Here is a 13,074-nt window from a genome sequence, read left to right as displayed (position 1 = left end):
ATAGCGCGTCAATTTCTTTGCCCGGGATTATAACATCAGAGCATGACGGCTTTATCCATCCAAAATCTAAAAAAGACTTACAACAACGGCTTTGCAGCCTTGAAAGGCGTGGATCTCGAGGTCCAGCGCGGCGACTTTTTCGCGTTGTTGGGTCCTAATGGCGCCGGCAAATCGACCTTGATCGGCATCATAAGTTCGCTGGTTAACAAAACCAGCGGATTGGTCAGCATCTTCGGTCACGATTTGGATAAAGACAATGTCGCTGCCAAAACCTGCATCGGCGTGGTACCGCAGGAAGTTAACTTCAATCAATTCGAAACCAGCATGAGCGTGGTGATGAACCAGGCCGGCTATTACGGCATTCCGCGCAAGCAAGCCTTACAGCGCACCGAACAATGTTTGCGGCAAATGGAACTATGGGATAAGCGCGACGTAGTGTCTCGGCGTTTGTCCGGCGGCATGAAGCGGCGGTTAATGATAGCCAGAGCCATGGTGCATTCGCCACGCTTGTTAATATTGGACGAACCCACCGCCGGCGTGGACATCGAAATACGCCGCTCTATGTGGGAAATGATGCAAGATGTGAACAAACAGGGCACCACCATCATTTTAACTACCCATTATCTGGAAGAAGCCGAAAGCCTGTGCCGGAATATCGCCATCATCAATAACGGACAAATAGTCGAAAAGTCAGCGATGAGCAGTTTGTTGAGCCGCTTGCACACCGATCATTTTGTATTGGATATAGCGCGCCCCTTAACGCAAGCACCGCTAATCGATGGCTGTGAAATTGTGTTGAACGCCGATACTGTATTGGATGTGGCGGTGCCGAAAAGCCATGGTCTAAACCGTTTATTCCAGGCGCTATCTGAGCAACATATCGAAGTCCTCAGCCTGCGCAACAAGTCCAATCGACTGGAACAATTATTTTTGGATCTGGTGCAATGAACTATTCGGTCGCTTTTTCGACAATTTTAATCAAAGAAATCCGCCGTTTCACCCGGATTTGGCCGCAAACGCTGCTGCCGCCGGCCATTACCACGGCACTGTATTTCCTGATCTTCGGCAAGCTGATTGGCGACCGCATAGGTCTGGTGCATGGCGTCAGTTATATGGACTACATCGTGCCCGGCATTATTCTGATGTCGGTGATCAGCCATTCGTATTCCAATGTGGTGTCTTCTTTTTATTCCACTAAATTCCAGCGCCATATCGAAGAACTCTTGGTGGCACCGGTGCCGAATTATGTGATTTTGGCCGGTTACGTCTGCGGCGGCATCGCGCGCGGGGTGTTGGTTGGCGTGGTGGTGGCGGGGATTTCGATGATGTTTACCCACACCACCATTTTGCATTGGGACATCGCGGCTGCGGTGTTTGTGCTGACGGCAACCTTGTTCGCGCTGGCCGGTTTCATCAACGCGGTGTTTGCCGATAGCTTTGATGATATTTCCATCATTCCCAACTTTGTACTGACACCGTTGAGCTATCTGGGCGGGGTATTCTATTCGGTAGCGATGTTGCCGGGGATTTGGCAAAAAATCGCGCAGGCCAATCCGATTTTATACATGATCAACGCCTTTCGTTACGGCATGATCGGGGTCAGTGATGTCGAGATCGAACTGGCTTTTGCGATGACAGGTGGCTTTATCGTGTTTTTAACCGCCCTGAGCTTGCTGTTGTTGCACAAAGGTATCGGTATAAAAAATTAGTAGCTTATTCCAATGGCACCAACATATTGCGCAAGGCGGTAATATCTTTGATTGCGATAAAGCGGTTCTGCACCACGATCAAATTATCGTCCTGGAATTTTTTCAGCAGCCGGCTCACCGTTTCCAAGGCTAAGCCTAAGTGATTGCCGATTTCTTGGCGGGTGAGTGACAATTTAAATTCAGATGATGAAAATCCGCGCCGTTTCAACCTTTCAGATAAGCTGATCAGAAAATAAGCCAAACGCTCTTCCGCCGGTCGTTTGCTCAATACCAGCTGGTTTTTGTCCTCCAGCATTTTCTCACCGGTATGCCGAAACAATTCGCGCGTCAGGCTGGGCATGTTCTTGAACAAATCTTCCATATTGTCGGCCGGTAGGATGCAAAAACTCATGGTTTCCAACGCAATCGCCGCGCAGCCGTGCTTTTCGGCGGAGAGACCGTCGAAGCCCAGTAGTTCTCCGGGCAACAGAATATTTAATATATGCTCGTTGCCATGGCTATCGTTAGCCACCAGCTTGGCGCTGCCGGATTTTATAGCCAGAATGCCGCGGAAATTGTCGCCTTCGCGGTAGATAAAATCGCCGCGTTGCAAGGTTTTACGGGCCTTGATGACTTGGCTAATGTTATTAATTTCGGCTTGCGACAGACCGCGCGGTAAACAAATATTATCCAGACTGCAATTAACGCAACTGACTTGATTTTTAAGCGGCTCAGGGGCTTGAGTTTTCAATGAAAGCATAGTGTTGGGTTTGATAATTTGCCGCTTCTCGACGAAGCGGCGACATAGCAACGGATGACCAGTTAATCTTGTTGGTGATAGGCAACTATCCGTTCTACTTCGGATTTAGAACCTAAAATCAACGGCACTCGTTGGTGAATACTGCTGGGTTTGAGATCTAAAATTCGTTCGCGACCGGTGGAACACAGCCCGCCGGCTTGTTCGATGATAAATGCCATCGGGTTAGCCTCGTACATCAGGCGCAGTTTGCCGGGCTTGGACGGATCGCGAAGATCGTGCGGATACAGGAATACCCCGCCGCGCGTGAGGATACGATAGACTTCAGCTACCAGCGAAGCGACCCAACGCATATTGAAATCCTTGCCGCGCGGCCCATCCATACCGGCCACGCATTCGTCAATGTAACGCTTCACCGGTGGTTCCCAAAAACGCTGGTTGGACATATTGATGGCAAACTCGCTGCTTTCCTCGGGAATTTTCATGTTGCAATGGGTGAGAATGAACTCGCCGACATCCTGATCCAGCGTGAATGCGTTCACGCCATTGCCGGTGGTTAGTACCAACATGGTGGAGGGACCGTACAGCACGAAACCGGCGCACACTTGTTCGGTGCCTTTGCGTAAAAAATCCTCGGTTTCCGGTTCAACGCCTTCGCGGCAGCGCAGAATCGAAAAAATGGTGCCCACAGTCAGGTTAATATCGATATTCGACGAACCGTCCAACGGATCGAACAACACCAGGTATTTGCCCTTCGGATATTGTTTGGGGATTTTGATCGGATCGTTGATTTCCTCGGATGCCATGCCGCCCAGCGAACCACTCCAGTCCAAAGCTTTGACCATGATGTCGTTTGTAATAATATCCAGCTTTTTTTGTACTTCGCCCTGCACGTTTTCAGATTCAGCGCTGCCCAATACGCCAATTAAGGCGCCGCAATTGACCCGGTGGGAAATCTGTTTGCACGCAGTCACGATGTTATTCAACAACAGTGTGAACGTACCGGATGCTTCCGGCAGCCCGCGCTGCTGCTCGATGATGAACTGGGTTAGGGTAACTTGGTGGGACATGCGTTAGTTCTCCATAGCGTTGGCTAAAGTAAGAAGTTTTTTCGGTAGCCACGGCAGTCTAGTGCCTGGCTTGGCGAGTAAATTGTTTGCCTGTTCGCGGCAGGTTTGATTATCCAATTGCTGTGTCCCGCCCGGTATCAGACTTTTTCGCTCAACAGACTTTGCGGTGGGAGCGTTTGCGGATGGGTTTGCGAGGGTTTCCCTTGTTGAACATCCATAAATCCGGGTATTAATCCTTTTTGTTCGAACTGTTGTCTTAAATAGTCCAGACGCGCATTGATTTTATCCACGGTGCTGGTGGACTCGCTCCAGAAACGGGTGTTAATACTGCCGTCGTAACAGGAGACCTTGCAATGTATTGTAGCAAGTTCGGGAGGGGTAATGGTAATGCTCACTACCCAGTTCTTTTGGCCGTTCTCACTGTTGGCTTGTTTGTCTTGTTCCACTATCAACTGCAATGTTTCCGGCTCGGCTTTGTTGAAGAACGGTAACTCCAGCATCCAGACCTGTTTCGGCGAATCGTCCCTGGGCAGCGAATTGAGTTGATCCAATGTCAATTTGGCCAGATTGCCCTGGGCCTTTTGCAAGGTTTCTTTCAGTAGTTCGCTTGCTGTCTGCTGAGCCGCATTTTCATCCTTAGGCACAGTCAGCTCCAAGCCTAGCTGTGCAATCAGCTTGCTCAGTTTTAATTTAAAATCGTCTGGTAACACAAATGACGCGGGTTTTGCCTCTGCCTCGACCAAATTGCGTTCCATAAACAAACCGGACTGGGCGATGGCTTGCTTGAGGGTGGCCGGTTCGAACAGCTTGGTTTTGTCAGGAATCTGCTGCAATATTTCGCGGGCCAGTTGCTTGAGTAATTCGCCTACGGTTTTATCGCTTTCGGCAGGCTTTATCAGAGGCGCCAGGTGCGCCAGAAATTGTTGCGGCGGCACTTGAACGGGCAATAACTGCTTGAACACCGTCGCTATCTGTTCGTCAATAGAGGGTGCCGGTAACGATGCGCTCAGCACTGGGCGCTCACCGCTCTTGAGAATTTGTAAATCTATGCGGCTACCGACGGTTAGCGTGGACTTAGCCGCCGGATCGCTCCATTGCAGTTGTTTGCTATCAAGCACGACTCGGTTTTCGCCGCTAGGCAGCGGTGTACTTTGGGTTTGTTGGGTATCGCTGTGTGTCGGCGTCAATTGCAACGTCAAGGTATGTTTGCCGATATTCAAAATCTGCGCTGGTATCTGTTCACCTGGGTTTAACGTCGCCAGTGGATTGCTAACTGCAGGTGCCGTAATAGTCGCAGTTGGGGAGGGTAATAATTTAAGTAGTTGTGCTTCGGGCGGCGCTGAGTTTGAGGTATTGGGCGTTTGCAATGGTGGCGGGGCGATAATTTTTAGCTCCGGGGTCGGCAAAAGTCTTACCACTTGCAACTGCAAGGTCTGGCCGGGTGGCAAAGCCAATGCTTGTTGGCTCTGCAAAGTCATGGTTTTATCGGCGACGCTGACAGTCAGCGTGTTCAGCATGACTTGATTGGTAATGATTTTGGCGTCTAACACTTGATTCAATTTAAGCTCGGCAAGCGGCGCGCTCGACTTGTTCAAAGCCATCACAAGTTTCGCATCTAAAGGCAGCTTTATATCCATGACATCCTCACCTCGCCGCAACCGGGATTTACGCTTGTTCCGCGCAATGTTCGCGGTGTGGCTAGAGTACTATAAAAAACTCACCCTTACGATTCGCTGTGGTAAGCGTTTTGGCAAACTTTTTCGGTGTTCGCCCATAAAAACCTGATGCCACCGCTCAGGTAAGCATACATGTATCAGAAAATAAGCCATGTGTTAGGCCAGAGTCTGTAAATACTTTTATTTTTAAAGAACTTGACAAGCCACTTGCGCGCACTCTAGGCTCAGTTGACATTCAACTGGGGGAGTGAGCCATGAAAACGCTGCAATTGGGTTTTATCTTTACGGTTTTTTGGGTTAATGCCGCGCTGGCGGTTAGCGTGACGCAACGCGCCGGCAATAATTTTCGTACCGCGGCCAATAATCAAGAGTTCACGCTGAATAAAACTAACGTGAATACCGAGCAATTCGGGCTGCTGCGCACTTACGATTTCAACGCCAAAGTCGAAACCCAGCCCTTGGTGATTGAAAAGGGCGCCGGCGCCGATGATTTAGTGATCATCACCACCATGAAGAATGACGTCATCGGCATTAACGCCCGTACCAACGAAACCGTTTATAACGTTAAACTCGGCCCGGAAATCAGCTCGCAAGACATGGATATGTGGAAACACACGCCCACCTGGGGTATTTCCGCCACGCCGATAATTGACCCTGCCACCAACACACTGTTTGTCGCTTCCTGGCAAAAGAAGAACAACGACAGCCGGTTCCGCGATTACTGGGTGTATGCCTTAAATCCGCTGAACGGCAGCCAAAAAAGTAAACCGGTGCGTATCTTCGGCAAGTCACAGGAAGGCAACGGCTGCTGGTTTAACGATTCCGGCGCGACATATAAGCAAAATAATCAAACTAAGCAATATGTCTATCCCAAACTACGGGCCGGACTGGCGTTGACTGAGAACAACGGCTTGGTCATGGCATTCGCCGCCAATGGCGAATCGCTGATGGGCGGCCGGAAAAATCCGCATGGTTTTGTGGTGGCTTACGACACCAGAGCCTTGCTCGGGCAAAGCGGCTTTTCCAAACAAGCTGCCATCTTTTGCGCAACGTCATTCAATTCTTGGGGCGCAGGCATTTGGCATGCCGGCGGTGCGCCGGTCACCGAAGAAGACATGATTTATGTCGCCACCTCCAACGGCACTTCAAATAACGGCGATGTCGATCTGGCCGAAAGCATGATCAAACTCCGTTTCAAACCCAGCGTTGGCGGAGCCCGGCCCGAACTGGAAAAGGTGGATTTTTACAAAGCGTTTTTGGATGAGCGCGTTCCCGCTGATAAGTGTCTCTGGGGCGACAATAACTCCGAAGTGTCCTGCGGCAGGGCGCAAGCGCATGCCGCCGGCGCCGACTGGGATTTCGGTGCGGCCGGGCCGATGCTCGTGCCTGGCTCAAGGCTGCTGTTGCAAGGCACCAAAGACGGCATCATTTACTCCTTGGACAAACTTAATTTGGGCCGGAACGACCGCTTTAATCAATTGATGTCCAAACCGCCGTTGGTGGCAACCTACTTTGCGGGCGGCGTTCAGGAAAACTGGGACCGGGCCCAGCAGCTGAATCGTAGCCTACCGTGCCCGGCATCCGGGCATAGCGATCACGGCTGGTTCGTGCCATGCGGCGATCCGGAAAACAACAAAATGCACCATATCCACTCGCTGGCCTTGGCGCAACGCGATCAGAGCGGCGGCATCGTCTATGTCTGGGGTGAAAACTCCCGCTTGAAGTCCTACAATTTTTCCACTGTGGATGGAAATTTGCCAAGCTTCCGTGCGGAAGCAGAGGAGATGGCATCGGTGGGCGTTGAATCGCCTGGCGGTATGCCCGGCGGCTTGTTGATGGTATCAGGCAAACCGTCCACAACTAATAATTTTGCGCACGCCATCGATTTCGATTCGGCGGTCGTTTGGGCGGTATTTTCCAAATTCGGCGATGCCAATAAGGAGTTCGCTGAAGGTCAGCTGATTGCTTACGATGCAACCACGATAGAGCCGGGTAATAAGTTGAAACGCTTATTTCGCACCGGTGACGACAATAACGGCGGCTTGGGCAAGATGTCGCGGATGATTCCGCCGGTGGTGGCGAATGGCCGGGTCTACGTGATGATTTATCGAGTCGGTACTTCCGACTGCACCGTGCCGGACAATCAATTACCGGTTTGCAGTCAGTTGAAGGTGTACGGCTTGAAGTAATAATGGGGACGATTTTTTCAGCGACTCAAGCACATATCGGCATCATCTTCACCGAAATAGGGTGTTTGCAGACGCAGCGGTAAAACTCGGTATCGACGGCATCGCAGATCAAGCTGCGATGCCGGACTATTAACCCGCGTTTATCTGTCGCGGGTATTCCTTTCGGGCTGAGCGCGTCGAAGCCGAGGCTTGTGTATCATTCGACAGGCCCAGTACTCTCGAGGGCCGGGTAAAAAATAATGACCTGATGTATAGCTGCCGCGACCGCTCCGCAAATCGTCATTTGTTGAACAACTCCGCCATTGATATGACGTTCTTGGCCATTTCACCGATCGCGATGTTGCGGTCCATCGCCAGTTTGCGCAAGGCGTGATAGGCCTGGTCTTCCGTGTAACCTTGCGACTTGATTAAAATCGCCTTGGCGCGATCCACTAGCTTGCGATCTTCCAATTGAGTCTTGGTCTTTTTTAATTCTTCTTTTAAAGCATGTTGTTCTTTGAAACGCGCTATGGCGATGTCGATGATGGCCTTGATGCGTTTCGGATCCAAGCCGTCGACTATATAAGCACTGACCCCGGCTTTGATGACCTTGTTGATGGTCTCGGTTTGCTGATCTTCGGCGAAAATGACGACCGGCAGCGAACAGTTATGATTGATGTCAACGATGGTGCGCAAGACGGCCTCGTTAGGGGCGTACAAATTCAAGACCACCACGTCGGGGTTCAGGGTCTGGACAATTTGCATCATGTCCAGTTCTTTAAGTTTCAAGGTTACCACCTCACAGCCGTGCTGGCGCAAGCTGGTTTCCAGCAAGGGTTCGCTGTCGAATTCATCGACGACCAAGACGTTAAGCGCTGCCATGTTCAATCCAGGGCGATTTTCAGCAAGGAGCCGTCAGGCATGATTTCGGTGATGTAGTTTTTCGGCTCCTCCAGGTAATAAATCAAACCCAGCAGCAGAAAGCAGGATAAACCCAGTATCAGAAAGAATTGGCTGGTCGAGACAAAGGTCAGCAAAATCAAATAGACGATGGCGCCGGCGTTGCCGTAAGCGCCGACGATGCCGGCCACTTCGCCGGTAATGGCGCGTTTGACTAAGGGCACGAACGCGAAAATCGCGCCTTCTGCCGCTTGCATGAAGATGGAACACAGCAATGTAACGGCAACCGTGATCGTTATCGACCATTGGGGCGAAATCATCGCCATTAGCCAATAGCCGCCGGCCAGACCGGCCACGAATAAATACAGGGACAGTTTGCGGCCAATCTTGTCGCTGAGCCAGCCGCCGGCCGGACGGGCGATCACATTGGTCACCACAAAACTGGAAGCCAGGAACCCGGCATCCAACATACTGGTGCCCTGGGTTTCGTTGAATGTCTTAAAGAAAAACATCGGCAGCATCGATAAAACGGCCAGTTTGGAGCCGAAGGTAACCAGATAGGCTATCGCCAGAATGAATACCTGCCGGTACTGATAATGATGGATGCTGGCAATCGGTTGGCTGAGGCGGTCGGCGTTGTTGTTGACCAATTGAAAGACGTGGATCAGGAACAGTAGCCAGACGACAGCATGAATAGCCAGATTCCAGCCGTCGGTGAGAACAGGTGTGGCCGGCGTAGACAGTTTCCACGCCAAAAGGGAGATGGTCGCGTACAAAGGCACCAGACTCAGCATGTATAAAAACAAATCGCGGATACTGGTAACTTCCATCGCCATCGGCCGGCGGGTTTTCAGCGCGGCAATTTCCGGCGGCAGATTTTCCACACTGAAATAATAGATGACCGAATAAATCAAAGCGATGACGCCGGTCAAGGCAATCGCCGAACGCCAGCCGTGTTCGGCGCCAAAATAAAACGCCAGGCCCGGCAGGAAAATCGCTGCAACGGCCGAACCGAAATTACCCCAGCCTGCGTAAATACCCTCGGCGGTGCCGACCTGGCTGGCCGGAAACCAGTCGCCGATGATGCGTACGCCCACCACAAAGCCGGCGCCGATAAAGCCCAGTAAAAACCGCGACCAGGCCAGTTCGGTGAAATTTTCCGCCATCGCGAACATGAAGCAGGGGATGCTGCATACCGCCAGTAACACGCTGTAGCTGATTTTTGCGCCGAATCTATCTACCAGCATGCCGGTGATAACCCGAGCCGGAATGGTCAGCGCCACGTTCAGCAATAACAGGATTTCGATTTGGGTTTCGCTGATTCCCAGATCTTGCTGGATCAGTACTAATAAAGACGCATGATTGAACCAAATAACGAAGCTGATGAAAAACGCGATCCAGCTCATGTGCAGCACTTTGGTCTTGCCGCGCATGGATAGTAATTTAAAAGGCGTAAAAGACATGGATGATCCGTGGTTGTCGTTCCTTGGTCTTTTTTAGCAGTTTATATGCCAATGATTCAATAGCGACAAACCCGGCAATTCGCGATCAGATAGCCCCATAGTGGTGCAAGTAACCGGTTTCTTTGCCTTATTTGAGTGCGAATTTTGCAAAAAAAATAATGTCTGACGGCGGGAAGCGGCGTTTTTAAAGGGTTTTTAATGTTGGCATAAATTTTGTTAAAGATTTAGCAAGTCTCGTCGTTAGACTTTACCCCCGTATTAAACCTGGACAAAGGTGTCCTGCTTGAATGAGTCATTCATTCGAACAGGATGCCTTTTTTTTTGGCTGCGAAAAAGGGCGGTAGCGACCAGACAGTAGCTCCTTGAATCGCCTTACCGCCACTAGGCCGTGTAGCGCGTTTGCATAAATTCTGAGTAAACAGAGGCCCCTGATGAATATGAAACAAACCCTGGTTGTTATCGGCAACGGTATGGTAGGCCAGAATTTTCTGGCTGGATTGGTCGCTAGCAATGCGAGAGATCGCTATCGGATTGTCACATTCTGCGAGGAGCCGCGAGCGGCTTACGACAGGGTGCATTTGTCCGAGTATTTTTCCGGGAAAACCGCGGCTGATTTGTCTTTAGTAGAAGACGGCTTCTTTGCCGAGCACGGTATCGAAATTTATTTAGGCGACAAGGCGGCCAGTATCGACCGGGAGCGCAAGCAAGTCACTTCTGCCAATGGCGTGGTGGTCGATTACGACAAACTGGTACTGGCGACCGGCTCTTATCCGTTCGTACCGCCGGTGCCGGGGCATGAAAGACCGCAGTGTCTGGTGTATCGGACCATTGAAGATTTGGAAGCGATGAAAACCGCGGCAGCCAAATCCAAAGTTGGTGTAGTCATCGGCGGCGGTTTGTTGGGTTTGGAAGCGGCCAAGGCGTTGAAAGACTTAGGGCTGGATACGCACGTGGTCGAATTTGCGCCGCGCTTGATGGCGGTACAGCTCGACGATGGCGGCGGGGCGATGTTGAAGCGCAAGATCGAAGCGCTGGATGTGAAAGTACATTTAAACAAAAACACCACGCTGATCGATGACGGCACCGAATGCCTGCATAAAATGAATTTTGCGGACGGGGAAACCTTGGAAACCGACATAGTACTGTTTTCGGCCGGTATCAGACCGCGCGACGACATTGCGCGCGGTTGCGGCTTGGAAGTCGGGCCGCGCGGCGGCATAGTGATCGACAATCAGTGCCGCACTTCCGATGCGGATATTTATGCGATAGGCGAATGCGCATTGTGGAACGGACAAATCTTCGGCTTGGTAGCGCCAGGTTACGCGATGGCGCGTACCGTCGTCGCTGATTTGGCAGGCGAAGCAGGCAGTTTTACCGGTGCCGATATGAGTACCAAACTAAAATTGATGGGCGTCGATGTGGCCAGTATCGGCGATGCGCACGCCAGAACCCAGGGCGCGATGGTGTATACCTATCAAAACGGTGCCAGTGAAATCTATAAACGCTTGGTGGTTAGTCAGGATCAGAAACGGCTGTTGGGCGCGGTTTTGGTCGGCGATGCGTCCGCTTACAGCACTTTGTTGCAATATTGCTTGAACGGCATCGAGCTGCCTGAGCATCCGGATTCCTTGATTTTGCCGCAACTTGCCGGTGAATCGGCCGGTCTCGGGCCGGATGCCTTACCCGCATCGGCGCAGATTTGCTCCTGTTACGATGTCAGCAAAGGCCAGATTTGCGGCGCAATCGAAGCTGGTTGCACCACGCTCGGCGGCCTGAAAGCCGAGACCAAGGCCGGCACCGGTTGCGGCGGGTGCTCCGCGCTGCTGAAGTCGGTATTGGATTGCGAATTGACCAAGCTGGGCGTGGAAGTCAGCACTGATATTTGCGAGCATTTTCCGCACACCCGCCAGGATTTGTATAACCTGGTCATGGTGGAAGAAATCAAAACCTTCGACGAATTGCTGGACAAACATGGTAAGGGTTTGGGTTGCGAAGTCTGTAAGCAAGCGGTTGGTTCCATCCTGGCTTCACACTGGAATGACTACATCTTAGAAAAACAGCATATCGGTTTGCAGGATACCAACGATATTTTCCTGGCTAATATGCAAAAAGATGGTACCTATTCGGTGGTGCCGCGCGTCGCCGGCGGGGAGATCACGCCGGATATGTTGATCGCCATAGGCCAAGTCGGCAAAAAATATCAGCTTTACACTAAAATCACCGGCGGTCAGCGCGTGGATTTGTTTGGTGCCCGCGTGGAGCAATTACCAGCGATTTGGCAAGAGCTGATCGACGCCGGTTTCGAGTCCGGCCATGCTTACGGCAAATCCTTGCGTACCGTCAAATCCTGCGTCGGCAGTACATGGTGCCGGTTCGGTGTCGATGACAGCGTCGGTTTGGCAATTGAATTGGAAAATCGCTACAAAGGCTTACGCGCGCCGCATAAAATCAAGTTCGGCGTCTCGGGCTGCACCCGTGAATGTGCGGAAGCGCAAGGTAAAGACATCGGCGTCATCGCCACTGAGAATGGCTGGAATTTATACGTCTGCGGCAACGGCGGTATGAAACCGCGTCACGCCGATTTGTTTGCCACCAATCTGGATAAAGAGACATTAATCAAGTACATCGACCGGGTGTTGATTTTTTATGTCCGCACCGCCAACCGGATGCAGCGCACCTCGGTATGGATGGAAAATATGGAAGGCGGTTTGGACTATTTGAAATCGGTGGTAATAGAAGACCGGCTGGGTATAGGCGCACAATTGGAAGGGCAGATGCAGCACGTTATCGACACCTATCAGTGCGAATGGAAAACTACCTTGGCTGACGAGCAACGCCTGAAACGCTTCCGGCATTTCGTCAACAGCGATCAGGCCGACGACAATGTGGTGTTTGTCGAGGAACGCGGCCAAGTTAGGCCAGCCAACGTCCAAGAACGTAAACATTTCAAATTAATCGAGGAGGCGGCATAATGAGTACCTGGATAGATGTGTGCGGCATCGACGATTTGCAAGCCGATTCCGGGGTGTGTGCCTTAGTAAAAGGCAAACAAATCGCGATTTTTTACCTGCAACGCCGGCAGGAAGTTTATGCCATCGGTAACTTCGATCCGTTTAGCCACGCCAACGTTTTGTCACGCGGTATGATAGGCGACATAGGCGGCGAACCGATGGTCGCGTCGCCGATGTATAAACAGCATTTCCATCTACGTACAGGTGTGTGCTTTGAAGATGCCGGCGTCAGTGTGCCGGCCTATCAAGTACGCCTGGAAAACGGCAGAGTCGCCGTGATGCCGGCGTCGTCGCCTGCACAACAAAAATCGCCGTCTTTGGCTGTCTGTGAAATGGAGTAA

General features: G+C 51.5%; 10 protein-coding genes. 5 read left to right on the top strand and 5 right to left on the bottom strand.

The window, feature by feature from the left end; all coding sequences use genetic code 11:
- The first annotated feature begins 42 nt into the window (after positions 1-42).
- Together DDY07_RS07860 and DDY07_RS07855 are read left to right on the top strand one after the other, a co-directional pair.
- The gene (locus DDY07_RS07860; RefSeq protein ID WP_171695477.1) at positions 43-948 is read left to right on the top strand and encodes an ABC transporter ATP-binding protein; all 906 of its coding nucleotides are present in this window, start codon (positions 43-45) and stop codon (positions 946-948) included.
- The gene (locus DDY07_RS07855) at positions 945-1,709 is read left to right on the top strand and encodes an ABC transporter permease (protein ID WP_171695476.1); all 765 of its coding nucleotides are present in this window, start codon (positions 945-947) and stop codon (positions 1,707-1,709) included. Before DDY07_RS07860 ends, DDY07_RS07855 begins: the two co-directional genes overlap by 4 nt.
- Positions 1,710-1,713: 4 nt before the next feature.
- Here the strand turns inward: DDY07_RS07855 and DDY07_RS07850 are convergent, their stop codons facing one another.
- From DDY07_RS07850 to DDY07_RS07840, 3 genes are all read right to left on the bottom strand, one after another.
- Positions 1,714-2,448 (bottom strand): helix-turn-helix domain-containing protein, encoded by a 735-nt coding sequence (locus DDY07_RS07850; RefSeq protein ID WP_171695475.1) that lies wholly within the window; start codon positions 2,446-2,448, stop codon positions 1,714-1,716.
- A gap of 62 nt (positions 2,449-2,510) precedes the next feature.
- Complete coding sequence (locus tag DDY07_RS07845; RefSeq protein ID WP_171695474.1) at positions 2,511-3,515, bottom strand: class 1 fructose-bisphosphatase; 1,005 nt, start codon at positions 3,513-3,515, stop codon at positions 2,511-2,513.
- A 137-nt stretch (positions 3,516-3,652) separates the two neighbouring features.
- Positions 3,653-5,152, bottom strand: a complete 1,500-nt coding sequence (locus DDY07_RS07840; protein WP_171695473.1) for a flagellar hook-length control protein FliK — start codon at positions 5,150-5,152, stop codon at positions 3,653-3,655.
- A 293-nt stretch (positions 5,153-5,445) separates the two neighbouring features.
- Between DDY07_RS07840 and DDY07_RS07835 the strand changes: the two genes are divergently transcribed.
- Entirely contained in the window at positions 5,446-7,380 is a 1,935-nt protein-coding gene (locus DDY07_RS07835; protein ID WP_171695472.1) for a hypothetical protein, read from the top strand.
- A gap of 279 nt (positions 7,381-7,659) precedes the next feature.
- On the opposite strand, the gene DDY07_RS07830 is transcribed toward DDY07_RS07835, so the two are convergent.
- Positions 7,660-8,241 (bottom strand): ANTAR domain-containing response regulator, encoded by a 582-nt coding sequence (locus tag DDY07_RS07830; RefSeq protein WP_033156304.1) that lies wholly within the window; start codon positions 8,239-8,241, stop codon positions 7,660-7,662.
- A 2-nt stretch (positions 8,242-8,243) separates the two neighbouring features.
- Positions 8,244-9,722: a NarK family nitrate/nitrite MFS transporter gene (locus DDY07_RS07825; RefSeq protein ID WP_253734435.1), complete on the bottom strand. Its 1,479-nt coding sequence runs from the start codon at positions 9,720-9,722 to the stop codon at positions 8,244-8,246.
- Between the two features lie 431 nt (positions 9,723-10,153).
- Here DDY07_RS07825 and nirB point away from each other — a divergent pair, with 431 nt between their 5' ends.
- Positions 10,154-12,694: a nitrite reductase large subunit NirB gene (gene nirB, locus DDY07_RS07820; RefSeq protein WP_171695471.1), complete on the top strand. Its 2,541-nt coding sequence runs from the start codon at positions 10,154-10,156 to the stop codon at positions 12,692-12,694.
- On the top strand, positions 12,694-13,074 hold the full coding sequence (nirD, locus tag DDY07_RS07815; protein WP_171695470.1) for a nitrite reductase small subunit NirD: 381 nt from the start codon (positions 12,694-12,696) through the stop codon (positions 13,072-13,074). Before nirB ends, nirD begins: the two co-directional genes overlap by 1 nt.

Origin of the sequence: Methylomonas sp. ZR1 (assembly GCF_013141865.1) — a bacterium.
In the GTDB taxonomy this organism is placed as follows: domain Bacteria; phylum Pseudomonadota; class Gammaproteobacteria; order Methylococcales; family Methylomonadaceae; genus Methylomonas.
Note: the sequence above shows the minus strand (reverse complement) of the source record. Positions and strands in the feature narration are given on the sequence as shown.

What these genes read in the sequence shown, in the direction of transcription:
- DDY07_RS07835 (WP_171695472.1), top strand. Translation starts at nt 5,446, where the DNA reads ATGAAAACGCTGCAATTGGGTTTTATCTTTACGGTTTTTTGGGTTAAT.
- DDY07_RS07840 (WP_171695473.1), bottom strand. Translation starts at nt 5,152, where the DNA reads ATGGATATAAAGCTGCCTTTAGATGCGAAACTTGTGATGGCTTTGAAC.
- DDY07_RS07850 (WP_171695475.1), bottom strand. Translation starts at nt 2,448, where the DNA reads ATGCTTTCATTGAAAACTCAAGCCCCTGAGCCGCTTAAAAATCAAGTC.
- DDY07_RS07860 (WP_171695477.1), top strand. Translation starts at nt 43, where the DNA reads ATGACGGCTTTATCCATCCAAAATCTAAAAAAGACTTACAACAACGGC.
- DDY07_RS07830 (WP_033156304.1), bottom strand. Translation starts at nt 8,241, where the DNA reads ATGGCAGCGCTTAACGTCTTGGTCGTCGATGAATTCGACAGCGAACCC.
- DDY07_RS07855 (WP_171695476.1), top strand. Translation starts at nt 945, where the DNA reads ATGAACTATTCGGTCGCTTTTTCGACAATTTTAATCAAAGAAATCCGC.
- nirD (WP_171695470.1), top strand. Translation starts at nt 12,694, where the DNA reads ATGAGTACCTGGATAGATGTGTGCGGCATCGACGATTTGCAAGCCGAT.
- DDY07_RS07825 (WP_253734435.1), bottom strand. Translation starts at nt 9,722, where the DNA reads ATGTCTTTTACGCCTTTTAAATTACTATCCATGCGCGGCAAGACCAAA.
- DDY07_RS07845 (WP_171695474.1), bottom strand. Translation starts at nt 3,515, where the DNA reads ATGTCCCACCAAGTTACCCTAACCCAGTTCATCATCGAGCAGCAGCGC.
- nirB (WP_171695471.1), top strand. Translation starts at nt 10,154, where the DNA reads ATGAATATGAAACAAACCCTGGTTGTTATCGGCAACGGTATGGTAGGC.